Origin of the sequence: Pseudomonas sp. DE0010, from assembly GCF_007680745.1 — a bacterium.
Classification (GTDB): Bacteria; Pseudomonadota; Gammaproteobacteria; order Pseudomonadales; family Pseudomonadaceae; genus Aquipseudomonas; species Aquipseudomonas parafulva_B.
Genome location: NZ_VEJQ01000007.1, coordinates 175372 through 199247, shown reverse-complemented (window position 1 = coordinate 199247; position 23876 = coordinate 175372). Strand labels below are relative to the sequence as shown.

The following is a 23876-nucleotide window of genomic DNA, read 5'->3' as shown; positions in this document are numbered from 1 at the left end:
ACGGCAACGGCAACGGCAACGGCAACGGCAACGGCAACGGCAACGGCAACGGCAACGGCAACGGCAACGGCAACGGCCATTCAGGTTCGCGTACAGCACGTCCGAATACGGCAGGGTTGCGCGGGGAACTCGCCAGTTGACGAGATCGTTCCCACCGAGAAAGACCCCAAATTACCCCTTCGCCGAGCGATCAATGGAGAACCCAGCCCAGTCCTGGCTTACCGGCATCAGTTCCAGGCTGTTGATGTTGATATGCGCCGGCTGGTTGAGGATCCAGAAGATGGTCTCGGCAATATCCTGTGGCTGAATCGGCTCGGCACCCGCGTAGGTAGCATCGTACTTGGCCTGGTCACCGCCAAAGCGTACCAACGAGAACTCGCTCTCGCACAAGCCAGGCTCGATGTTGCTCACCCGCACGCCAGTGCCGCGCAAGTCGCAGCGCAAGCTCAACGAGAACTGGCCGACAAACGCCTTGGTACCGCCATATACGTTGCTGCCCGGATAGGGATAATTACCCGCCACCGACCCCACGTTCAGGATGGACGCCCCCCGCCCGTGGGCAATCAAGCGTGGCAGCAGCAAGCGCGTGGTGTAGATCAGCCCCTTGATGTTGGTGTCGACCATGGTTTCCCAGTCATCGAGGCTGCAATTCTGCGCCGCGTCCACCCCCAGCGCCAACCCGGCGTTGTTGACCAGCCCGCGAAGCGTGTCGAAACCCGGTGGCAAGTTAGCGATGGCCTGTTCCATCGCCTGGCGATCGCGCACATCCAGCACCAGGCCATGGACCTCGGTTTGCGCTGACAATTCGGCACACAAGGCATCCAGGCGGTCCTTGCGGCGCCCAGTGAGCACCAGCTTCCAGCCCGCCTCGGCAAACCGGCGGGCAGTGGCCTCGCCAAAGCCGGACGTGGCGCCTGTGATGAAGACGGTCGAAGTCATGCAGTGTTCCTCACGTAAGAGATCCTGGGTTAACCCGAAGCATGCCCGTGCTCGATGCGCCGAGCAAGTCGCCACACGCGCTGATCGTTTTTTGACCATACCGCTGAAGGCCTCGTATGCACTGGGCTGCAGCCACCTATGCGCACCTTATCCACAAGCCTTTCCCCGCCAATTGGGGGCAACTGCCGCACCCAGCGGAACCCTTTCAGCGAACCACGGTCTCGTCTGACTTTTTCACTAGGGCCAGATCCTTCGCCCCACGCTGCTTCCAGACGTCTGTCCAATGCTTTTCCACAATTTTATCCACAGACATCTGACCTTATGACATCGCACTTAAAAAGTACTAGTCAGATAGGCATAGCATCACCCAGCACGACCATGGTCAAAAAATGATCAAATCTATGGAAGCCTTTGATTCATTGGCCTGCAGAAAGATGCCACCATGTTTTCCACAGGCAGCTCCACACGAATGGTGGACTAAATCAAGTTATGGGTAACCGAGGACGGCCTGTCGCCTCGCGCCTGTGCATAAGCCCGAGGTCATGGCAGTTGTCCACATGAGGACTGGCCTGTTAATACATGCAGGAAGATGCTTTCGAGCGCTGACCAGCCCCGATTGGCTCAAGGCTGGACGACCATCAGGGCTCAGTGCCCGCCCAGATAAGCACTGCGCACCTCTTCATTGACCAACAACTCCTGGCCCGTACCCGTCATGCGTATCTGCCCGTTAACCATCACGTAAGCCCGGTCGGACAGCTTCAACGCATGGTTGGCGTTCTGCTCGACCAAGAAGATGGTCATGCCCGTCTTGGCCAGCTCGCGCAGGGTGGCGAAGATCTGTTTGACGACGATGGGCGCCAGCCCGAGCGAAGGCTCATCCAGAAGCAGCAGTCGAGGCCGGCTCATCAAGGCGCGGGCGATGGCCAGCATCTGCTGCTCGCCACCCGACATGGTCATGGCGCGCTGGTTGCGTCGCTCCTTGAGACGTGGAAACAACGCATACATCCGCTGCATGTCCTCGTCGGCATGCTTGTCGCCGATGGGGATGGTGCCCATCATCAGGTTTTCTTCGACACTCATGTCCGGGAACACCCGCCGCCCTTCCGGTGACTGAGCGATGCCATTGGCGGCGATGTAGTGCGAGGACTTGCGGGTGATGTCGGTGCCCCGGTAGAGGATCTGGCCGGAAGCGGCGCGAGGTTGCCCGAAAATGGACATCAACAAGGTAGACTTGCCCGCCCCGTTGGCACCGATCAGGCTGACCGTCTCACCTTCATCGATGTGCATGGACACCTGCTTCAGGGCCTGGATGGGGCCGTAGAAGACATCCAGGTCCTTCAATTCCAGAATGGGTGCAGTCATATCAGCTCCTCTTCGTCGGCACCCAGATAGGCAGCGATCACTGTCGGGTTGTTGCGGATATCCTGGGGCGCGCCCTCGGCGATCACGTTGCCGTGGTCCAGTACGACGATATGGTCGGAAATGCTCATGACCATGCCCATGTCATGCTCGATCAGCACCACGGTGATGTCATGCTCGTCGCGCAGGACCCGCACCATGCGGCTCAACGCTTCGGTTTCCTGGGGGTTCAGGCCCGCGGCAGGTTCGTCCAGGCAGATCACCTTCGGGCGGGTGCACATGGCACGAGCGATTTCCAGGCGTCGCTGCTGGCCGTAGGACAGTTCGCCGGCCAGGCGGTTGGCGCAGTCGACCAGGTCCACCACCTCCAGCCAATAGAACGCATGGTCAAGCGCGTCGCTCTCGGCCTTGCGATACCCCTTGGTGTTGAGCACGCCAGCCAACAGGTTGCGGTTGACCCACATGTGCTGGGCCACCAGCAGGTTCTCGACGACGGACATTTCCTTGAACAGTCGGATGTTCTGGAACGTCCGGGCCAGGCCGGCCCGGTTGACCAAGTGAGTGCCGCCAAACATCTTGTAGTACAGCCGGCTGGCGAACCGTGATGGCGAGACGAAGTCCGCCGCCTGGAAGCGTTCGCCCAGCAATTGGATGACGTTGGTATGGCTACCCCGCGCGTTGAGCTCGATCCGCCCGCCGCTGGGCTTGTAGAAGCCGGTCAGGCAGTTGAACACCGTGGTCTTGCCTGCGCCGTTGGGGCCGATCAGGGCGAAGATTTGGTTGCGCCTGACTTTCAGGCTCACATCGCTGAGCGCCTTGATGCCACCGAACTGCATCATCAGGTGGTCTACCGAGAGAATGATGTCGTCGCTCATGGCGCCACTCCTTTACGCGGGGTCACACCGGACCGGCTGATGCGGATCAGCCCGCGCGGTCGCCAGATCATCATCAGCACCATTAGCACGCCAAACAGCAGCACCCGGTACTCGGAGAAGCTGCGCAGCAGTTCTGGCGCAACGGTGAGCACGAACGCGGCAATCACCACGCCGACGGTCGAACCCATGCCGCCCAGTACCACGATGGCCAGGATCAGCGCTGACTCGAAGAAGGTGAACGAGGACGGGTTGACGAAGCCTTGGTAAGTGGCGAAAAACACCCCCGCCAGCCCCGCCGTCGAGGCGCCCAAGGTGAACGCCGAGAGCTTGACTAGCACATGGTTGAGCCCCATGGAACGGCAGGCAATCTCGTCTTCGCGCAGGGCCTCCCAGGCGCGACCTACCGGCATGCGTGTCAGCCGGTGCTTGATGTACAGCACGGCCAGCACCACCAGGAACAGTACCGCGTAGATGAACACGAACTTGAGGTTGGGGTTGTAATCGATACCCATGAACTCATGGATGGGCACGCCCCCGTCCTTGGCCCGCCGCCCGAACTCCAGGCCGAGGAACGTCGGCGCCGGGGCCGGCATGCCGTTGGGGCCGCCAGTGAACGACAGCCAGTTGTTGAGCACCAGGCGAATGATTTCGCCAAAGCCCAAGGTAACGATGGCCAGGTAATCGCCGTGCATGCGCAACACCGGAAAGCCCAGGATGCACCCGGCCAGCGCTGCGGCAATGGCCGCCAAGGGCAGCACGCTCCAGAAGCCAAGCCCCAGGTACTGGTAGCCCAGCGCCAGGCCATAGGCACCGATGGCATAGAACGCGACATAGCCCAGGTCCAGCAGCCCGGCCAGGCCAACCACGATATTCAGGCCAAGACCGAGCAGCACGTAGATCAGCCCGAGGATCACCACCGTCAGCAGGTACTTGTTGGCAAAGATCGGGAAGACAATGGCGATCACGATGAGCGCAGGAATGATATAGCGCAGCCGCGACTTGTAGTCTGGCGGGTTCACATGCACGCCCGAGCCGCCATTGTCGAAGCCTTGCAGCATGCGCCGGCCAGCAGCGGTTTGCAGGTACAGGCTGAGCAGGAAGCGCCCGAGCATCACACCGCCGACCAGCCACGCCACACGCCGCGGTTCGGCGTTGAAGCTGTAGCCGTCGAGCACCACACCGACGACCGGGCCGAACACGATGAGCGCCAGCAGCCCTGCCACCAGGGTTTCCACTACGCTGCGCTTGAGATCCAAGCCTGTCTTTTGGGGAACGGATACGGATTTGGCAACGGACATGGTCACACCTTAGCCACGAGTGGGCGACCCAGCAGGCCTTGGGGGCGGAAGATAAGGATCAGCACCAGCAGCGAGAAGCTGAAGACGTCCTTGTAGTCCGAGTTGATCAGCCCGGAGAACAGCGATTCGGAGATGCCCAGGATGATGCCGCCAAGCATCGCGCCAGGCAGCGAGCCAATACCGCCGAGCACCGCGGCAGTGAAGGCCTTGATGCCGATGATGAAACCGGCATAGAAATCGAAGGTGCCGTAGTTCATGGTGATCAGTACGCCGGCCAGCGCCGCCATCACGGCACCGATGACGAACACGTAGGAAATCACCCGGTCGGTGTTGATGCCCAGGATCGACGCCATCTTGCGGTCCTGTTGAGTGGCGCGGCACATGCGCCCCAGCTTGGTGTACTTGATCACATAGGTCAGCAGGCCCATGCCAACGAAGGCCGCCACCAGAATGAAGATCTTGGTGTAGGTCAGTTGCACGAAGCCGCTGCCCACCTCGACGCGCCAGGCGCCTTCAAGCAGGGTTGGTACCCCCTGTTGCCGCGCACCTTGGCTGATTTGCGCGTAGTTCTGCAGGATCAGGGAAATGCCGATGGCACTGATGAGCGGCGCCAGGCGGGTGGAGTTGCGCAAGGGTTTGTAAGCGATACGCTCGATGGTGAAGCCATATACCCCGGTCACCACGATGGTGAACAACAAGGTGCCCAACATCAGCAGGGGGAAGGACTCGACGCCGAAATAGGCCAGCAATGCCAGGCTGATCGCCGCCAGGTAGGCGGAAATCATGTACACCTCGCCGTGCGCGAAGTTGATCATGCCGATGATGCCATAGACCATTGTGTAGCCGATGGCGATCAGGCCGTAGACCGACCCGAGGGTCAGGCCATTGACCAGTTGCTGCAGGAAAATACCATCCATAACGCAATCTCACCTGATCGAGATCGCACCCGTGCTGCCCACGCAGGGCCCGGTACCAGGCAGCCATGGCGCTGCAGCACTGTGCTGATCTTCGGATAAAGACGGGTACCGCAGGGCCAGGCACTAGGGCTCGCGCCCCAGGGCCCTGGAGCCGTTGTTATTGTTGTTTTTCCAGCTGGTGGTACTTGCCGTCCTTGTCCCACTGGTAGACCACGTAGTCCGACACCGTCAGGTCACCCTTGTTGTCCCACTTCTTCTCGCCCATCACCGTCTGCACAGGGTTGGCCTTCAACCACTTGGCCGCGTCTTCGCCCTTGTTGGACTTGGCGCCGTTGAACGCTGCAGCCAGTGCCTGCAACGAGGCGTAAGCGTAAAGGGTGTAGCCTTCAGGCTCGGTGCCGCCTTTACGGAATTCCTCGACCACCGCCTTGCTGTCGGGCAGTTGACGCGGATCGGCGCCGAAGGTCATGTAGACGCCATCGACGTACTGCGCCCCGCCTGCCGTGGACACCAGTTCGTCGGTGACGATGCCGTCATCGGACATGAACCTCACGTCCTTGAGCCCTTGCTCGCGCAGCTGGCGGACCAGGGGGCCGGCCTCAGGGTGCAGGCCACCGAAATAGACCACGTCGGCGCCGGTGGAGCGAATCTTGGTCACAATGGCGCTGAAGTCTTTCTCGCCTCGGGTCAGGCCCTCGTACAGCACAGGCTTGACGCCGCGTTTTTCCAGCTGTGCCTTGGTCGCATCGGCCAGCCCCTGGCCGTAGGTGTCCTTGTCGTGCAACACCGCTACTTTCTGGCCCTTGAGTACATCGACGATATAGTTGCCGGCGACGACGCCCTGCTGGTCGTCACGCCCGCACATGCGGAACATGGCCGACAGCCCGCGCTCGGTGACCTGCGGGTTGGTCGAGCCTGGCGTGATGGCAATGACGCCTGCTTCGTCGTACACCTCGGATGCCGGAATGGTATTGGAAGAGCAGAAATGCCCTACCACGCCAATGACCTTGTCCTGGTCCACCAGCCGGTTCGCTACAGACACGGCCTGCTTGGGTTCGCACGCGTCGTCGCCTTTGACCAGCACGATCTTCTCGCCATTGACCCCGCCGGCTGCGTTGATCTTGTCGGCCGCTGCCTGCGCACCTTTCATGTATTGCTCGCCAAACGCTGCGTTGGCACCGGTCATCGGGCCTGCGACACCGATCTTGACGTCGGCCTGTACATACGAAGAAACACCCAGGGCCGTGGCGACGGCCAGGGCCAGGAAACCTTTCTTGTAAAACGTCTGCGACATGAGGTGGTGCTCCTGAGATTATTTATGGGCACAACAGCTCCCCCAATCCTCCAGCAAAGGTCGTGCCATTAGTTTGACTCCCCGCTGGCCTCCGGCATGTGGAGGCCTCCCTGCGTGTAAAAAGTCGCCAGCTACGCCTGCAAAAACTGGCGCTGTAACAAAATACCGTCACCGAACTTCACATCCCTCATGCGCACCTGCTACGGATCGAACGCCTCAGCGTATATGCACCATTAACGCCCACCTCGAACCAAGAACGCTAGCATGTCCACTATCACTTCTGTCAGTATCGAGAGAAATAAGTATGTGATTAGCTGTAATCGCTTCGACCCCATTGCGGCCTTATCGAGGACAGCGCCATGAAATACCATTGGAACGACGCGAGCTTCACTAACAAATCGCCGATACTGAACTTTAAAATCGTCAGCACCGGTTGGAGAGTTACAGGCGTTAGCGTAACGAGTGGTCAAGACCCAGACGGCAATGTCAAGGTGGGTCAAACAGTCAAAGATCGCAGAGATGGGAAGATATCTTTCAGGTTGGGCCGCAAGGGCTCTGAGGCTACCGCCAATTGGTTCAAAGACAGCAGCCGAGCGCCAAGTAGTAAAAATACGTTCAACAAAAACCCAGACAAGTTGAACTTCGCGGTCGAACTAGACCTGGAGCTTGGAATTGTATGGCCTGAGTTGACCGGGGAGACCGAAGTTGTCGTAAAATTCCCGAAAGTTGTAGTTGCACAAGGGCATACCGGCACCGCTAACAACTGGTGGTTTGGCGGTAACCGCTGCAGTTACAAAGCGGTAAATAGCGTCACTTGCCCAGGATCGATCACAGTCCTTGGTCAAACCATCGCACTAACGGCAGTATTCCTGCGGGGGACTTTCGGCATTGCCAACGGGGTGGATGATATCTGGCTCATGCACCTTCAGCCAGAGCTCAAAGGTTTGAAAGAAGAGCTCCAGCAGTCTATAAAAGACAACGAAGCCGCACTCGAAAAGCAGTTTGCGGCGATGGCAGACGCTGCTCAGGCAGAGAATACAGTCAAATAGACCTAAGCGTTAGCCTCGAAGCAGCAGTCGGGGTTCGGCAACCGGCTGCGCTAACGAGGTAGAACCCACGCTTCTGGCTGCATGGCACGACAGCTTTGCGGGTGTCGCTGCAGCCAGATCATGAGTCGCCAAATACTATCCGCACATCACCGTAAAAGGCTGGCAGAATAAGCCCCTCGCTTGCTTATTCATCGATTGTGATCAGTTTATACGGAACCCACCCATGAACGAGAGCGCGTTCGCCGAGCGCATCGTGCACAACCTGCTCGACACCGACTTCTACAAACTGACCATGATGCAGGGTGTGCTGCACAACTACCCGGACGCCGACGTTGAGTGGGAATTCCGCTGCCGCAACGGCGAGGACCTGCGCCCTTACCTGGGTGAGATCCGCAATCAGCTCGAACTGCTCAGCGACCTCACCCTCGATGATGGCCAGTTGGGTTTTCTTGAGCGCATCAGCTTTCTCAAGCCCGATTTCCTGCGCTTTCTTAGGTTGTTCCGCTTCAACCTGCGCTATGTGCGCATCGGCATAGAGAACGACCAGCTGTTCCTGCGCCTGAAAGGCCCGTGGCTGCATGTGATCTTGTTCGAAGTGCCACTGCTGGCGATCATCAGCGAGGTGCGCAACCGTTCGCTGCACCCGCACATGCGCCTGGCCGATGCCCGTGATCAGCTTTACCGTAAATTCGATTGGCTGCGTGCCAACGCCAGCACCGATGAACTGGCCGAAATGCAGGTCGCCGACTTTGGTACCCGCCGGCGTTTCTCAAGCCGTGTGCAGGAAGACGTGGTACGCGTGTTGCGCGATGACTTCCCGGCCCGCTTCGTCGGCACCAGCAATGTGGACCTGGCCTGGAAACTCGACATCAAGCCGCTGGGCACCATGGCTCATGAATGGATCATGGCCCATCAACAGCTGGGCCCGCGGTTGATCGACAGCCAGATCGCCGCACTCGATTGCTGGGTGCGTGAGTACCGGGGGTTGCTGGGCATCGCCTTGACCGACTGCGTGACCATGGACGCTTTCCTGGGCGATTTCGACCTGTACTTCGCCAAGCTCTTCGATGGGCTGCGCCACGACTCCGGTGATCCTGTGCTCTGGGCCGAAAAAGCCATTGCTCACTACCAGCACCTGGGCATCGATCCGATGACCAAGACGCTGGTGTTCTCCGATGGGCTGAACCTGCCCCGGGCGCTGGAAATCTTCCGTGCCCTGCGCGGTCGCATCAACGTAAGCTTCGGTATCGGCACCAACCTGACCTGTGACATTCCGGGCGTAACGCCGATGAGCATCGTGCTGAAGATGACCGATTGCAACGGCGCACCGGTGGCCAAGATTTCAGACGAAGCGGCCAAGACCCAGTGTCGTGACGAGAACTTCGTCACCTACCTACGTCACGTTTTCAAAGTCCCCAGCAAGGAGTAACCCCATGCAAGCGGTTCAGCAAGAGATTGCCCAGGCACTCAAGGTACAACCGCCGTTCGCCGACGCTGCCGCCCTTGAGGCCGAAGTGACCCGGCGGGTAGCGTTCATCAAGGACTGCCTGGCCAATGCAAGGCTCAAGACCCTGGTACTGGGCATCAGCGGTGGCGTCGATTCGCTGACCGCAGCCCTGCTCGCCCAGCGTGCCATCAGCGAGTTGCGTGATGAAACCGGTGACAAGGGCTATACCTTCATCGCGGTGCGCCTGCCCTATCATGTCCAGCACGATGAGCATGATGCGCAGGCGTGCCTGGAAGTCATCAAGCCGGACGAGACGCATACCATCGACATTGCCCCGGCCGTCAAGGCACTGGCAGGCGAAACGCAGGCGTTGAAAAACGGCTCGCCCACGCTCGTGGATTTCGTGGTGGGTAACATCAAGGCCAGGATGCGCATGGTTGCCCAGTACACCATCGCAGGCGCGCGCGCAGGCCTGGTGATCGGGACCGACCACGCAGCCGAGGCGGTCATGGGCTTTTATACCAAGTTCGGCGACGGCGCCTGCGACCTGGCGCCGCTCAGTGGCTTGGTCAAGCATCAGGTACGCGCCATCGCGCGCCATTTCGGGGCGCCGGAGTCACTGGTGGAGAAAGTGCCTACCGCCGACCTCGAAGACCTCGACCCGGGCAAGCCAGACGAAGCGGCCCACGGGGTCACCTACCAGCAAATCGACGCATTCCTGCATGGCCAGGAAATCGATCAAGCTGCGTTCGATGTCATCGTTGCCAACTACCGCAAGACCCAGCACAAGCGCGAACTGCCGTTCGCCCCTTGAATACGCAATTGGGGCCGCGTTGCGGCCCCAATTCGTGTTCTACCGCGTGGTCACATCACTTGACCAAAACTTTGCCTTTCATCATCGCGATGTGACCTGGGAAGGTGCAGAAGAAACTGTAGTCACCGCCGGCTTCGAGCTTGGCGGTGTCGAACGTCACTTCGGTTTCCTTCTCTGGCGCGCCGATCATCTTGGTGTGGGCGATGATGGCGGCGTTGTCGGCCTTGATGTAGTCCTTTTCCAGACCCTGACTCATGCCTTCGGTGGCGATGCCCTGCATGTCGGCCGTCTTGCTGATGACCAGGTTATGGCCCATGACGTTCTTCGGCAGGTTGCCGGAGTGAGTCAGTTTGACGGTGAATTCCTTGCAGCTCTTGTCGACCGTGATTTCCTTGGTGTTGAAGGACATCTGGTCAGTCGAATCGACAGTTACCGAACACTCGGCTGCGAAGACAGAGGCGCTGGCGAGGGTCAGCAGGGATACCGCTACAGCTTTCGCAAACATCGTGAATCTCCTTGGCAGGGTTTTTGATCAACAGCGAGACTGCCTGAAACCGTCCAGCCCCTGGGTGACGTGTGTCAAGGGGATGTCAATGGGCCAGTCAGTTGAATTGTTCAATGGATTGTATACAACCAATCTAAGGGCACATCATGCCCTTTTAATAGACGATGGGACAACCTCTCATTTAGGAGCAGTACCAAATGCCCATGTCCAGTTTCTTGAACAGCCTGCTCGCTGCCTATGCCCACGCTGCCACAGGCGCGATCTGCGAGTTCTCGCGCCCCGAGTGATGCCGTTGTGCAGTGATCGAATAACCCTCTGTTGCTGAGGAAGGGGCCGCCAGGCGGCCCGGGTTTTAGCGTGGGATGACTGGCTGGCGCGGCTTCTTCCCGCCTTTGCCACCCTTGGCCGACTCCTTGCGCTCCTTGGCCGCCTGCTGGTTGCGGGCGAACGCCTCCGCCTTGGCCTTCTCACGCTTGTCCCATGGCTTGCTGCCATCGCTGGCACGCGGCGGCAGGCCGGTGTGCTGGGTCAGGATCTTTTGGTCCTTGCCCACCTTGTGGCTACCGGCAGGCGTCGAGTTCTTGCGTCGGGCGCTCTGGTAGGTATCGGATTGCGGCTGGTGCAACGGGATCAGCTGATGCTTGCCTGGCCCGATCAAGTCGGCACGCCCCATGCGCTGCAGCGCCTCGCGCAGCATCGGCCAGCCCTTGGGGTCGTGGTAACGCAGAAACGCCTTGTGCAAGCGACGCTGCTCGTCGCTCTTGACGATATCCACGCCCTCGCTCTTGTAGGTCACCTTGCGCAGCGGGTTCTTGCCCGAGTGATACATGGCTGTGGCAGACGCCATCGGCGAGGGGTAGAACGCCTGCACCTGGTCGGCACGGAAACCGTTGCCCTTGAGCCACAAGGCCAGGTTCATCATGTCTTCGTCGGTGGTGCCGGGGTGCGCCGCGATGAAGTACGGGATCAGGTACTGCTCCTTGCCCGCCTCCTTGGAGAACTTCTCGAACATGCGCTTGAAGCGGTCATAGCTGCCAATGCCCGGCTTCATCATCTTGTCCAGCGGGCCACGCTCGGTGTGCTCCGGGGCAATCTTGAGGTAGCCGCCCACATGGTGGGTCACCAGCTCCTTGACGTACTCCGGCGACTCCACCGCCAGGTCGTAGCGCAGGCCCGAGGCGATGAGGATTTTCTTCACGCCTGGCAGCGCACGGGCCTTGCGATACAGCTCGATCAACGAACTGTGGTCGGTGTTCAGGTTCTCGCAGATACCGGGGAACACGCACGAGGGCTTGCGGCAGTGCTTCTCGATTTCCGGGCTCTTGCAGGCGATACGGTACATGTTGGCGGTAGGGCCGCCGAGGTCCGACACCACGCCAGTGAAGCCTGGCACCTTGTCGCGCATCTCCTCGATCTCGTTGAGGATCGATTCGTGCGAACGGTTCTGGATGATGCGCCCTTCGTGCTCGGTGATCGAGCAGAACGTACAACCGCCAAAGCAGCCGCGCATGATGTTGACCGAGAAGCGGATCATCTCGTAGGCCGGGATGCGTTCTTTGCCATAGGCAGGGTGCGGCACGCGCGCATAGGGCATGCCGAACACGTAGTCCATTTCCTCGGTGCTCATGGGAATGGGCGGTGGGTTGAACCACACGTCTACTTCGCCATGTTTCTGCACCAGGGCGCGGGCGTTGCCTGGGTTGGTCTCCAGGTGCAGCACACGGTTGGCGTGCGCATACAGGACCGGGTCGTTACGCACCTTTTCGAACGATGGCAGGCGAATCACCGACTTCTCGCGCGTCACGCGCGGGCTGTCGAGGATCTGCACCACCTTGGCTTCGTTCGGGTCCTCCTGGTCGCCCTTGGCTTGCTCGATGGCGCAAGCCTGGGTGTCCTGGGTATTGACGTACGGGTTGATGATCTTGTCGACGCGCCCCGGACGATCGATACGGGTAGAGTCGATTTCGAACCAGCCGTCCGGGGTGTCGCGCCGCACGAAGGCCGTGCCACGCACGTCGGTGATCGACTCGATCTTCTCGCCGTTGGACAGCCGTTGCGCCACCTCGACCACGGCACGCTCGGCGTTGCCGAACAGCAGGATGTCGGCGCTGGCGTCGATCAGGATCGAGTGGCGCACCTTGTCCTGCCAGTAGTCGTAGTGCGCGATGCGGCGCAACGAGGCCTCGATGCCGCCCAGCACGATGGGCACGTGCTTGTAGGCTTCCTTGCAACGCTGGCTGTACACCAAGCTGGCACGGTCAGGCCGGCTGCCCGCCAGGCCGCCCGGGGTGTAGGCGTCGTCGGAACGGATTTTCTTGTCGGCAGTGTAGCGGTTGATCATCGAGTCCATGTTGCCGGCAGCCACACCGAAGAACAGGTTGGGCTCGCCAAGCTTCATGAAGTCGTCTTTGGACTGCCAGTTTGGCTGGGCAATGATGCCCACGCGAAAACCCTGGGCTTCCAGCAACCGGCCGATGATGGCCATGCCGAACGACGGATGGTCGACGTAGGCATCGCCGGTCACGATGATGATGTCGCAGGAATCCCAACCGAGCAAATCCATCTCCTCCCTGCTCATCGGCAGGAAAGGTGCTGGCCCGAAGCATTCGGCCCAGTACTTGGGATAATCGTAAAGTGGTTTGGCTGCTTGCATATCAGTGACCGGCTCTGGTGTGCAGGGAAATCGCGGGCGCGGAGAATAGCACAAATTTTAACCAAATCCGACTGGATTCGTGGGAATTGGCAGGCGTGCGATGATTGGGGCGTGACACCTCGCGGGGCACGTTCGCCCCACGGTGCAGGTGATGAGGTACGTCTGGTGAAGCAGAAACAGGCGCTATTCGTCGTCGTCGAAGTTGTACATGCCCGGCGCGAGGTTCTCGAAGCGGGTGTACTTGCCGATAAACGCCAGGCGCACAAAGCCGATAGGCCCGTTACGCTGTTTGCCGATGATGATTTCCGCCACGCCCTTGTGCTCGGTTTCGGGGTGGTACACCTCGTCGCGGTACACGAACATGATGACGTCGGCGTCCTGCTCGATTGCACCCGATTCACGCAAGTCGGAGTTCACCGGGCGCTTGTTCGGGCGCTGCTCCAAAGAGCGGTTGAGCTGCGAGAGGGCAATGACCGGGCAATTGAATTCCTTGGCCAGGGCTTTGAGCGACCGGGAGATTTCGGAAATCTCGTTCGTGCGGTTGTCACCGGAAGATCCGGGAATCTGCATCAGCTGTAGGTAGTCGACCATGATCATGGCGATCTCGCCGTGCTCGCGTGCCAGGCGCCGGGTGCGCGCGCGCATCTCTGATGGGCTGATGCCGGCGGTGTCATCGATGAACAACTTGCGGTCGTTGAGCAGATTTACCGCCGAGGTGAGGCGTGGCCAGTCGTCATCACTCAATTGACCGGAGCGGACTTTGGTCTGGTCGATACGACCCAGTGAGGACAGCATACGCATGACCAGCGATTCGCCTGGCATTTCCAGCGAAAACACCAGTACGGCCTTGTCGGTCCGCAGCACGGCGTTTTCCACCAGGTTCATGGCGAACGTGGTTTTACCCATCGAAGGTCGGCCCGCCACGATGATCAGGTCGGCCGGCTGAAGGCCGCTGGTTTTCTCGTCCAGGTCGGTATAACCGGTGGAAATACCGGTGATGTCGCTGTCGGAGTTGAACAGGGTATCGATGCGGTCGATGGCCATGGTCAACAGGTCGTTGACCCCTACCGGGCCGCCTGTCTTGGGCCGTGCCTCGGCGATCTGGAAGATCTGCCGCTCGGCGTCGTCGAGGATTTCCGCCGCATCACGGCCTTGCGGGTTGAACGCATTGTCTGCGATGTCGGTACTGATGCTGATCAGTTGCCGCAGCGTGGCCCGCTCGCGAATGATCGCGGCGTAGGCCTTGATGTTGGCCACCGAAGGCGTGTTCTTGGCCAGTTCGGCCAGGTACGCCAGGCCACCCACCTGCGTCGAGAGGCCTTCCTTGTCGAGCTGCTCGTGCAGCGTCACCACATCGAACGGCTGGTTGGCGTCAGCCAGCTTGTGCACGGCACGGAAGATCAACCGGTGGTCATGCCGGTAGAAGTCACCGTCCGACACCTGGTCCAGCACCCGCTCCCAGGCGTTGTTGTCCAGCATCAGACCACCGAGCACGGCCTGTTCGGCCTCGATGGAATGCGGCGGCACTTTCAGGGCTGCGGTTTGCAGGTCGAGCTGTTCGGAGGTAGTGATCTCGTTCATGGCCACGAAAGAATTCTGGAGGATGAAAAAGACAAAGGGCACGGCCTGTCGAAGACAGGACCGTGCCCGATGTTAACCGGCTGACACCTGAGGGGCCAGCCAGTCAGCGCAGCTTAGGCAGCTACGACGACCACACGTACGGTGGCTTCAACGTCGCTGTGCAGGTGCACGGCTACGTCGTATTCGCCAACCTGACGGATGGTGCCGTTCGGCAGACGAACTTCAGCTTTGGCCACTTCAACGCCGGAGGCGGTCAGGGCGTCAGCGATGTCGTGGGTGCCGATCGAACCGAACAGCTTGCCTTCGTCGCCAGCGGTGGCAGTGATGGTCACTTCCAGCTCGGCCAGTTGGGCAGCGCGGCTTTCAGCCGACGATTTACGGTCTGCAGCTGCTTTTTCCAGCTCGGCGCGACGCTCTTCGAACGCAGCCAGGTTGGCGGCGTTGGCAACGGTAGCCTTGCCGAATGGCAGCAGGAAGTTACGGCCGTAACCAGCCTTAACTTTTACTTTATCGCCCAGGTTGCCCAGGTTGGCGACTTTTTCCAGCAGGATCAGTTCCATTTGGTAAAACCTCTTAACTTTTAACCTTCACCGTTCGCGGAGTCATTCCCTTTGGGGGACTTGCGACCGCGAAAATCAATCAGGCTGTCGACAATGGCCAGGACCACCAGCAACGGGTAAATCAGCTGCATGATCAGCGGCAGCGTCACGTACATCCCTACCAGCCAGAAACCGGCCAGTCGGCCCTGCGCCACGAGCCCATGCATCAAAGCGATGCCGGCCAGCACCAGTACCAGGCTCGAAGCCGATGCCAGGATGATGAACTGCGGCCCGATGAACGGGGCCACCACCATCACTGCCACCAGGGCGACCATGGTCTGTTTCGGCAGCTTCAGGGCACGAAACTCGTGACCGAAGCCTCCAGGGTTGTACAACGCTGCCTGCGAATAACGCGCCAGCACCAAGGCCAGCACGCAGAACAACTGCACTGTCACCGCTGTGGAAGTGACCAGCAATGGGCGGATCACTTCACCGGAGAGCACCGGCTGCCCTTCTACTTGCGGCATGGCTTCGGCAAATGCCTTGGCCAGCGCCTCGAAGGTAGGGGCCAGCGCCAGATCGAGCACGAGGCTGAACGCCACGGCGAACACGGCACTGACCACCAACACCCGACTCCAGGGATGCTCGGCCCGCAACAGGCCGGCAAGTGCCAGGGCGCCCGCGATCACCATGAAGGTGATCGGATCGCCCATGACCCAAACGGCCAACCCTGCCAGCAAGCCGCCAGCGATGACCGTTGAAGCATCCTTGAACCCGCGCCGCAGCAGCACAAGGCTGCCGGCAGCGGCACTCAACCAGAACAGCAGCGGCAATACCGCGCTGATGACCACCACGAGGGTGGCCTGCACACGACCGCGCATGATGAAACTTGCTAACGCTCGCATGCTAATCCCTTACTGCTTGTCGACGACCCGGTCTCAGCGGCCGTGGCTGTCGGTGTAGGGCAGCAGGGCCAGGAAGCGGGCGCGCTTGATAGCGGTAGCCAGCTGACGCTGATAACGAGCTTTGGTACCGGTGATACGGCTTGGAACGATCTTGCCGGTTTCGGATACGTAAGCTTTCAGGGTGTTGAGATCTTTGAAGTCGATCTCTTTCACGTCTTCAGCAGTGAAGCGGCAGAATTTACGACGACGGAAGAAACGTGCCATTTAATAGGCTCCTCTAAAGGTCCGTGGATTACTCGTCAGCGTTATCGCTGGAGTCGCTGTCATTGCTGTCGTCGCCTTCGGCGGACTCGGCATGCTCAGGACGCTCACGACGCTCACGGCGCTCGCTGCGGTTTTCTTCAGCCTTCAGCATCTCGGACTGACCGGTAACGGCTTCGTCGCGACGGATGACAAGGTTACGGATAACGGCATCGTTGTAGCGGAAGTTGTCTTCCAGCTCGGCCAGGGCCTTGCCGGTGCACTCAACGTTCAGCATCACGTAGTGAGCCTTGTGAACATTGTTGATTGCGTAGGCCAGTTGACGACGGCCCCAATCTTCCAGGCGGTGGATCTTGCCACCATCTTCTTCGATCAGCTTGGTGTAACGCTCAACCATGCCGCCGACTTGCTCGCTCTGGTCCGGGTGAACCAGGAAGATGATTTCGTAATGACGCATGAATGCTCCTTACGGGTTAGTAGTCTGCCAGCGAATCTGGTCAGACAAGGAGTGAATGACACTGGTGTGTCTTGCCAGGGAGTAGAGGCACATGCGCACCTGCCAGCTCGGCAAGGGGCGCAATTGTAGAGAAGGCCAGACAGACAAGCAAGGCAATTGGCGATTATTTGAACAACCGGAAACACTTCGACGCGGCGCCTGTCGCGCCACGGGTGCAGCTGCTTGCACAGGATCAGTTCACGTGGTCAGGTCAGGCTGACGCCGCGCCGGCCACAAGACCGGCACGGCCCTGGGCTCAACCCTTGGCCTGACGCTGGCGCACGGCCTCGAACAGGCATACGCCAGTGGCCACGGACACGTTCAGGCTGCTGACGCTGCCGCTCATCGGCAGCTTCACCAGAAAATCGCAGTGCTCGCGGGTCAGCCGGCGCATGCCCTTGCCTTCGGCGCCCATGATCATCACCAGCGGGCCGGTCAGGTCCTGCTGGTAGATTTCCTGCTCGGCTTCGCCGGCGGTGCCGACCACCCACAGCCCCCGCTGCTGCAACTTCTCAAGCGTACGCGCAAGATTGGTCACGGCCACCAGCGGGATCACCTCGGCTGCGCCGCATGCGACCTTGCGCACCACAGGCGTAAGGGTCGCCGACTTGTCCTTGGGCACGATCACAGCCGTGGTCCCCGCCGCATCGGCGGTGCGCAGGCAGGCACCGAGGTTGTGCGGGTCGGTCACCCCGTCCAGCACCAGGATCAGCGGCGGTGTTTCAGTGCGTTCGAGCAATTCCTCGAGCATGAGCTCGCCCCAGACCTGGCTGGGGCTCACCTCGGCCACCACACCCTGGTGCACGCCCTCGACCCAGGCGTCCATCTCACGGCGTTCGGCTTGACCCACGGCCACGCGGTTCTCGGCGGCCAAGGCCAGCAGCGCTTGCAGGCGCGGCTCGCTGCGACCCTCCGACAGCCAGATCTGCTTGACCCGCTTGGGATGGTGCTGCAACAGCGCCTGTACCGCGTGAACGCCGTAGATCTTTTCCAACTGACTCATGAATTGCTCTTGCTCTTGCGTGAGGCGCCGGATTTCGACGGCCCTTTACGGTGCTTGGTAGGCTTGCCGGACGTCTTGCTGCCCTTGTCCGACTTGCTGCTGCCGTGGCCGGTAGTGCGGGCCTCGGTCATCAGCGCCTTTTTCATTTCGCGGCTCTTGCGCACCTCGGCGTTGCGCTGCACGGCGTCCTTGGGGAAGTACGCCTCGGAAGCTTCGCTCTTGCGGCTGCGCGGCTTGGGCGTGGCCTTGGCCTTCACTTGCTCCGGTGCTTGCTCGGTCGGGGCCGCCGCAGGCGTTGCACCACGCTGCTTGCGACCGATCGGAGCGGCCAAGGTGGCGTCGGCCACCTCGAAGTCGATCTTGCGCTCGTCCAGGTCCACGCGCATGACCTTGACCTCGATCGTGTCACCCAGGCGGAAGCTGCGGCCGGTGCGCTCGCCCGACAGACGATGATGCACAGGGTCGAAGTGGTAATAGTCGCCCGGCAGCGCACTGACGTGCACCAGACCCTCGACGTAGATGTCGGTCAGCTCGACGAACAGGCCGAAACCGGTTACCGCAGTGATCACACCCGGGAACGTCTCGCCCACGCGGTCTTTCATGTACTCGCACTTGAGCCAGTTGACCACGTCACGGGTGGCTTCGTCGGCCCGGCGTTCGGTCATCGAACACTGCTCGCCCAGTTGCTCGAGGGTGTTCTCGTCGTACGGGTAGATGCGCGCCTTGGGAATGCTCATGGCACCGGCACGCTTGACGTGCGGGGTATCGACCTTGGAACGGATGACGCTGCGGATGGCGCGGTGCACCAGCAGGTCAGGGTAACGGCGGATCGGCGAAGTGAAGTGAGTGTACGCCTCGTAGTTCAAGCCAAAGTGGCCGTTGTTGTCGGTGCTGTACACCGCCTGGCTGAGCGAGCGCAGCATCACGGTCTGGATCAGGTGGAAGTCCGGGCGGGCGGCGATGCTCGCCAGCAGTGCCTGGTAGTCCTTGGGCGACGGATCCTTGCCCTTGTGCAGGGACAGCCCCAGCTCACCCAGGAAAGCGCGCAGCTTTTCCAGGCGCTCCGGTGGTGGGCCGTCGTGCACGCGGTACAGGGCCGGCACACCGTGCTTTTGCAGGAACTCTGCCGTGGCCACGTTGGCGGCCAGCATGCATTCCTCGATCAGCTTGTGCGCATCGTTGCGCACGGTCGGGCGAATTTCCGCGATCTTGCGGTCTTCGCCAAAGACGATGCGGGTTTCCTGGGTCTCGAAGTCGATGGCACCGCGGGTGTGACGGGCCTCGAGCAGGACCTTGTAAAGGTTGTAGAGGTTCTTCAGGTCCGGGACGACTTCCTTGTATTCCTCGCGCAGCGCCTTGCCTTCACGGGTGCGTGAATGCTCGAGCATGCTGCTGACCTTGTTGTAGGTCAGGCGGGCGTGGGAGTGGATGACCCCTTCATAGAACTGGTAGTCGACCATTTGCCCGGCCTTGTTCATGGTCATTTCACAGACCATGGCCAGTCGATCGACATGCGGGTTCAACGAGCACAGGCCGTTGGACAGCTCCTCGGGCAGCATGGGCACCACGCGCTCGGGGAAGTACACTGAGTTGCCGCGCTGCTGGGCTTCCACATCCAGCGCCGAGCCCAGGCGAACGTAGCTCGACACGTCGGCGATCGCCACATAAAGGCGCCAGCCACCGGAGAACATCCGCAGCTTGCCCAGCGGTTCGCAGTAAACGGCATCGTCGAAGTCGCGCGCGTCCTCGCCGTCGATGGTCACGAAGGGCAGGTGGCGCAGGTCGACGCGCTTTTCCTTGTCCTTGTCTTCGACCTCGGAGCGGAACTTGCGGGCCTCCTTGATCACATCCTTGGGCCAAACGTGTGGGATATCGTAGCTGCGCAAGGCAACGTCGATTTCCATGCCCGGCGCCATGTAGTTGCCGACCACTTCCACCACATCGCCTTGTGGCTGGAACCGCGCCGTCGGCCAATGGGTGATCTTGATCTCGACGAACTGGCCGATCTTCGCGCCACCGTTACGCCCGGCCGTGACCAGCACTTCTTGCTGGATCTTCGGGTTGTCGGGGGTCACGTAACCGATGCCGCCTTCCTCGAAGTAGCGGCCGACTACGCTTTCATGGGCGCGGGAGACGACCTCGACCAGCGCGCCTTCACGGCGGCCACGGCGGTCGACGCCGGATACGCGAGCCAGGGCGCGGTCGCCATCGAACACCAGGCGCATCTGCGACGGGCTCAGAAACAGGTCTTCGCTACCGTCGTCGGGAATGAGGAAGCCGAAGCCGTCGCGGTGGCCGGAGACGCGACCGCAGATGAGGTCCAGCTTGTCCACCGGGGCATAGGTGCCGCGCCGGGTGTAGATAAGCTGGCCGTCGCGCTCCATGGCCCGCAGGCGGCGACGCAGTGCTTCGATCTGGTCTTCTTCGTGCAGACCGAACTCTGCCGCCAGCTCCTCGCGCGCGGCCGGTTCGCCACGGTCGGCAAGGCGCTGCAGGATCAGCTCACGGCTGGGAATGGGGTTGTCGTATTTTTCCGCTTCGCGAGCGGCCTCGGGATCGAGGGATTGCCAATCGGCCATCAGAAGGGGTTCACCTTGGGGTATATAGATAGGAATTCTGGCATAGGCGTATTGAAACCGGAAATGTCAGCCTTGGACAGCCCCCTGAGGAGCGCTCGGCAATCGGCAATAGGCCCATGAAATCAACAAGTTGAATTTTTTGAGATTTTTTTTGATCGAGGGCTTTACAGCCCTTGGGAGCATCCGTATAGTGCGCACCACAACGACGGACAACCCCGAAGTTGTAGTAGAGATGAGCGGCGCTGTAAAGCATCTTTTATCTCGAATGTGTGCCCAGGTGGCGGAATTGGTAGACGCGCTGGTTTCAGGTATCAGTGGCTTAACGGCCGTGGAAGTTCGAGTCTTCTCCTGGGCACCAAAATTTTCAAGTAATAGATGACCAAGGATCTGTTACTACTGTGTGAAGCGAACAATAGTCGCCTTCATCAGATGATGTAAAGCTTTGCCCAGGTGGCGGAATTGGTAGACGCGCTGGTTTCAGGTATCAGTGACTTAACGGTCGTGGAAGTTCGAGTCTTCTCCTGGGCACCATACAAAAACCCACTAGCTTGCTAGTGGGTTTTTTCTTGCCTGAAATTCAGCACCTTGGCCGCGCCCTTCCGTGCGTCCGGCCTTCTGCAAGACGGCGCGCAAGGCTCAACCCCCCGCCCCTTCCGATGCGTGCATAACCCCACGTAACCCGCTCAATGAATTTATCGTCACCTCGCCACATGAGAAACGATTTCGTTTACCATTGTTTCCGAATATGTAGCCGTAAGCGAGGAAGTACCCGCATGACGATCCGCCCGCAACCGCTGATGCGCACCCTGGCCGCCGCCATGTTGAGCCTGGTCATCGGCGCTCCGGCCGCCATGGCAGACGCGCCGGTCACCTTGACCATGTACAACGGTCAGCACAAGGAAATCGGCGAGGCCATCGCCAAGGCTTATGAAGCCAAGACCGGCATCCATATCAATATTCGCAAGGGTAGCAGCAACCAGCTGGCCAGCCAGATCATCGAAGAAGGCGAGCGCTCGCCGGCCGACATCATCTATACCGAAGAGTCGCCACCCCTGAACAACCTGGGTGAATTGGGCCTGCTGGCAAAGATCGATGATGCCACGCTCAACATGCTGCCCAAGGAATATGTCGCCGCCAACGGCACCTGGATGGGCGTGACCGCGCGGACCCGGGTGGTGGTGTACAACCCCAAGAAAATCGACGAGAAGGACCTGCCGACCACGGTGATGGACTTCGCCAACCCTGAATGGGACAGGCGTGTTGGCTTCGTGCCCACCAGCGGGGCTTTCCAGGAGCAGGCGGTAGCCATCCTGAAGATGCATGGTCGCGAGGCAACGGAAGAATGGCTGACCGGCCTGAAGGCATTCGGCAAGACCTACACCAACAACATGGTCGCGCTCAAGGCCGTGGAGAAAGGTGAAGTGGACGCGGTGCTGGTCAACAACTACTACTGGTACGCCCTGGAGCGCGAGCGCGGCAAGCTCGATTCCAAGCTGTACTACCTGGCCGACGGCGATGCCGGCAACCTGGTGACCATTTCGGGTGCCGCGGCCGTGAAGGCCAGCAAGCACCCCAGGGAAGCCCAGGCCCTGCTCAACTGGATGGCCAGCGAAGAAGGCCAGCGCGTCATCACCCAGACGACAGCCGAGTACCCGCTGCACAAGGGCATGGTCTCCGACCGGGGCCTGAAGCCGTTCGAAGACCTGCGCCCGCCCAAGATCTCGCCTGCCGACCTGGGCAATGCCGAGGAAGCCATCGAACTGGAACGTGAGGTCGGTCTGCTCTAATGACTGCCGCCCTGACCCAGCCGGTGCCGGTACGTTTCGTACCGCGCCGCAAGCGCCCCTCGATCTGGGTGGTGCTGCCCGTGCTTTTCCTGGTGGCGATGAGCGTGCTGCCATTGCTCTATGTGGCCATCAAAGCCTGGGAAGCCGGCTGGCGAGAGGCGCTGTATCTGTTGTGGCGCCCCTATGTATGGGGGCTGATGCGCAATACCTTGTTGTTGATGGTCGGGGTAACCCTGACTTGCATGGTGGTTGGCCTGGCGCTGGCTTGGTTGCTCGAACGCAGCGACCTGCCCGGTCGCAGGCTGTGGGGGGTGGTGTTGTGCCTGCCCTTTGCCGTGCCGTCGTTCGTCAGCAGCTTCACCTGGGTCTCGCTGAGCGCTGACTTCGAGGGCCTGGGCGGCGCCATTTTGGTGATGGCCCTGTCCAAGTACCCGCTGATCTTCCTGCCAGTGGCCGCCACCTTGCGCAACCTGGACACCTCACTCGAGGAGTCGGCGCGCACCCTGGGCTGTAGCCGCTGGAGCGTGTACCGGAAAGTCACCCTGCCCCTGCTGTGGCCATCGATGCTCGGGGGCGCCTTGTTGATTGCCCTGCACATGCTCGTGGAATTCGGCGCGCTGTCGATTTTAGGCCTGCAGACATTCACCACCGCCATCTACCAACAGTTCGAGCTGGAGTTCAGCAACGCCAACGCGGCCATGCTCTCTGCCGTACTGCTAGCCATGTGCCTGGTCATGCTCTGGCTGGAGCTGCGGGTACGCGGCAAGGCCCGGCATGTGCGCATCGGCCAGGGCGTGGCACGCCGCGCTCAGCCTATAAAGCTGCGTGGCTGGGCAATGCCTGCTCAGTTGTTCTGCCTGGGCCTGGCAGTATTGGGCAGCGGTATTCCATTGGCCATGCTCGGTTACTGGCTCAGTGTGGGTTCCTCCGCAGCGTTCCCCATTGCGGATATTTCCAGTGCACTGCTCACCTCGCTGTCCGTGTCGCTAGGCGGCGCCGGCTTCTGCGTCGTGCTAGCTCTGCCGATCAGCTTCCTGGTGGTGCGCTACAAGGGGCGCCTGGCCATTTGGGCAGAACGCTTGCCGTACCTGCTGCATGCCCTGCCCGGCCTGGTCATTGCCCTGACGCTGGTGTTCTTCGCCCTGCACTATGTGCCGGCGCTATACCAGACCACGGCGCTACTGCTTCTGGCCTATGCACTGCTGTTCCTCCCTCTGGCCCAGTCGCCCGTGCGCACAGCCTTGAACAAGGCATCTCCTACACTGGAAGAAGCAGCCCGCACCCTGGGTGCAAGCAGCTTCGCCGCGTTCTGCAAAGTGACCCTGCCGATCATCTTCCCGGCGATGGCAGCGGCCTTCGCCTTGGTGTTTCTGGACGCCATGAAGGAATTGACGGCAACGTTGCTGCTCAGCCCGACCGGCATGACGACCCTTGCCACTGAAGTGTGGGCACACACGGCCAATGTGGAGTTCGCAGCCGCGGCCCCGTATGCGGCGTTGTTGATTGTGGTGTCGGGGTTGCCGGTGTACCTGCTGACAACGCGGATGTACCTGAACCGGGCGTGATGGCCTCAAA

General features: G+C 60.6%; 20 protein-coding genes and 2 tRNA genes. 7 read left to right on the top strand and 15 right to left on the bottom strand.

Features of this window, described 5'->3' with window-relative positions; translation table 11 throughout:
• Positions 1-171: 171 nt before the first annotated feature.
• The 6 genes from FS767_RS08150 to FS767_RS08125 all read right to left on the bottom strand — a co-directional run bounded on the left by FS767_RS08150 (position 172) and on the right by FS767_RS08125 (position 6682).
• Positions 172-939 carry an SDR family oxidoreductase gene (locus FS767_RS08150; protein ID WP_058605834.1) on the bottom strand — a complete coding sequence of 256 codons (768 nt, stop codon included), beginning with the start codon at positions 937-939 and terminating at the stop codon, positions 172-174.
• A 645-nt stretch (positions 940-1584) separates the two neighbouring features.
• Positions 1585-2301 (bottom strand): ABC transporter ATP-binding protein, encoded by a 717-nt coding sequence (locus FS767_RS08145; RefSeq protein ID WP_058638001.1) that lies wholly within the window; start codon positions 2299-2301, stop codon positions 1585-1587.
• On the bottom strand, positions 2298-3173 hold the full coding sequence (locus tag FS767_RS08140; protein ID WP_023532980.1) for an ABC transporter ATP-binding protein: 876 nt from the start codon (positions 3171-3173) through the stop codon (positions 2298-2300). The genes FS767_RS08145 and FS767_RS08140 overlap by 4 nt, the downstream gene beginning before the upstream one ends.
• The gene (gene livM / locus FS767_RS08135) at positions 3170-4471 is read right to left on the bottom strand and encodes a high-affinity branched-chain amino acid ABC transporter permease LivM (RefSeq protein ID WP_144964802.1); all 1302 of its coding nucleotides are present in this window, start codon (positions 4469-4471) and stop codon (positions 3170-3172) included. The genes FS767_RS08140 and livM overlap by 4 nt, the downstream gene beginning before the upstream one ends.
• Before the next feature lie 2 nt (positions 4472-4473).
• Positions 4474-5388 carry a branched-chain amino acid ABC transporter permease gene (locus FS767_RS08130; RefSeq protein ID WP_023533025.1) on the bottom strand — a complete coding sequence of 305 codons (915 nt, stop codon included), beginning with the start codon at positions 5386-5388 and terminating at the stop codon, positions 4474-4476.
• Between the two features lie 157 nt (positions 5389-5545).
• Positions 5546-6682 carry a branched-chain amino acid ABC transporter substrate-binding protein gene (locus FS767_RS08125; protein ID WP_144964801.1) on the bottom strand — a complete coding sequence of 379 codons (1137 nt, stop codon included), beginning with the start codon at positions 6680-6682 and terminating at the stop codon, positions 5546-5548.
• Positions 6683-7041: 359 nt separating this feature from the next.
• On the opposite strand from FS767_RS08125, the gene FS767_RS08120 reads away from it, so the two are divergent.
• From FS767_RS08120 to nadE, 3 genes are all read left to right on the top strand, one after another.
• Positions 7042-7731 (top strand): hypothetical protein, encoded by a 690-nt coding sequence (locus FS767_RS08120; protein ID WP_144964800.1) that lies wholly within the window; start codon positions 7042-7044, stop codon positions 7729-7731.
• Between the two features lie 223 nt (positions 7732-7954).
• Positions 7955-9160 (top strand): nicotinate phosphoribosyltransferase, encoded by a 1206-nt coding sequence (pncB, locus tag FS767_RS08115; protein WP_144964799.1) that lies wholly within the window; start codon positions 7955-7957, stop codon positions 9158-9160.
• 4 nt (positions 9161-9164) lie between these two features.
• Entirely contained in the window at positions 9165-9992 is an 828-nt protein-coding gene (gene nadE / locus FS767_RS08110) for an ammonia-dependent NAD(+) synthetase (RefSeq protein ID WP_144964798.1), read from the top strand.
• 55 nt (positions 9993-10047) lie between these two features.
• On the opposite strand, the gene azu is transcribed toward nadE, so the two are convergent.
• The 9 genes from azu to rnr all read right to left on the bottom strand — a co-directional run bounded on the left by azu (position 10048) and on the right by rnr (position 20514).
• A complete protein-coding gene (gene azu / locus FS767_RS08105) occupies positions 10048-10497 on the bottom strand; it encodes an azurin (protein WP_144964797.1) in 450 nt (149 codons plus the stop codon).
• 352 nt (positions 10498-10849) lie between these two features.
• On the bottom strand, positions 10850-13150 hold the full coding sequence (locus FS767_RS08100; protein WP_078477912.1) for a YgiQ family radical SAM protein: 2301 nt from the start codon (positions 13148-13150) through the stop codon (positions 10850-10852).
• 183 nt (positions 13151-13333) lie between these two features.
• Positions 13334-14731, bottom strand: coding sequence for a replicative DNA helicase (dnaB, locus tag FS767_RS08095; RefSeq protein WP_023532900.1), 1398 nt, complete (start codon positions 14729-14731; stop codon positions 13334-13336).
• Between the two features lie 113 nt (positions 14732-14844).
• On the bottom strand, positions 14845-15291 hold the full coding sequence (gene rplI, locus FS767_RS08090) for a 50S ribosomal protein L9 (RefSeq protein ID WP_012316464.1): 447 nt from the start codon (positions 15289-15291) through the stop codon (positions 14845-14847).
• 20 nt (positions 15292-15311) lie between these two features.
• The gene (locus FS767_RS08085; protein ID WP_144964796.1) at positions 15312-16175 is read right to left on the bottom strand and encodes a hypothetical protein; all 864 of its coding nucleotides are present in this window, start codon (positions 16173-16175) and stop codon (positions 15312-15314) included.
• A 33-nt stretch (positions 16176-16208) separates the two neighbouring features.
• Complete coding sequence (gene rpsR / locus FS767_RS08080) at positions 16209-16439, bottom strand: 30S ribosomal protein S18 (RefSeq protein WP_003249563.1); 231 nt, start codon at positions 16437-16439, stop codon at positions 16209-16211.
• Positions 16440-16467: 28 nt separating this feature from the next.
• Positions 16468-16893, bottom strand: a complete 426-nt coding sequence (rpsF, locus tag FS767_RS08075) for a 30S ribosomal protein S6 (RefSeq protein ID WP_021783885.1) — start codon at positions 16891-16893, stop codon at positions 16468-16470.
• A gap of 295 nt (positions 16894-17188) precedes the next feature.
• On the bottom strand, positions 17189-17935 hold the full coding sequence (gene rlmB / locus FS767_RS08070; protein ID WP_144964795.1) for a 23S rRNA (guanosine(2251)-2'-O)-methyltransferase RlmB: 747 nt from the start codon (positions 17933-17935) through the stop codon (positions 17189-17191).
• Positions 17932-20514 carry a ribonuclease R gene (rnr, locus tag FS767_RS08065; RefSeq protein ID WP_144964794.1) on the bottom strand — a complete coding sequence of 861 codons (2583 nt, stop codon included), beginning with the start codon at positions 20512-20514 and terminating at the stop codon, positions 17932-17934. The genes rlmB and rnr overlap by 4 nt, the downstream gene beginning before the upstream one ends.
• A 271-nt stretch (positions 20515-20785) precedes the next feature.
• On the opposite strand from rnr, the gene FS767_RS08060 reads away from it, so the two are divergent.
• From FS767_RS08060 to FS767_RS08045, 4 genes are all read left to right on the top strand, one after another.
• A tRNA-Leu gene (locus FS767_RS08060) sits at positions 20786-20872 on the top strand.
• Between the two features lie 86 nt (positions 20873-20958).
• Positions 20959-21045 (top strand) — tRNA-Leu (locus FS767_RS08055).
• A gap of 242 nt (positions 21046-21287) precedes the next feature.
• Positions 21288-22301 carry an extracellular solute-binding protein gene (locus tag FS767_RS08050; protein WP_144964793.1) on the top strand — a complete coding sequence of 338 codons (1014 nt, stop codon included), beginning with the start codon at positions 21288-21290 and terminating at the stop codon, positions 22299-22301.
• Entirely contained in the window at positions 22301-23866 is a 1566-nt protein-coding gene (locus tag FS767_RS08045) for an iron ABC transporter permease (RefSeq protein WP_144964792.1), read from the top strand. Before FS767_RS08050 ends, FS767_RS08045 begins: the two co-directional genes overlap by 1 nt.
• The last annotated feature ends 10 nt before the right edge of the window (positions 23867-23876 follow it).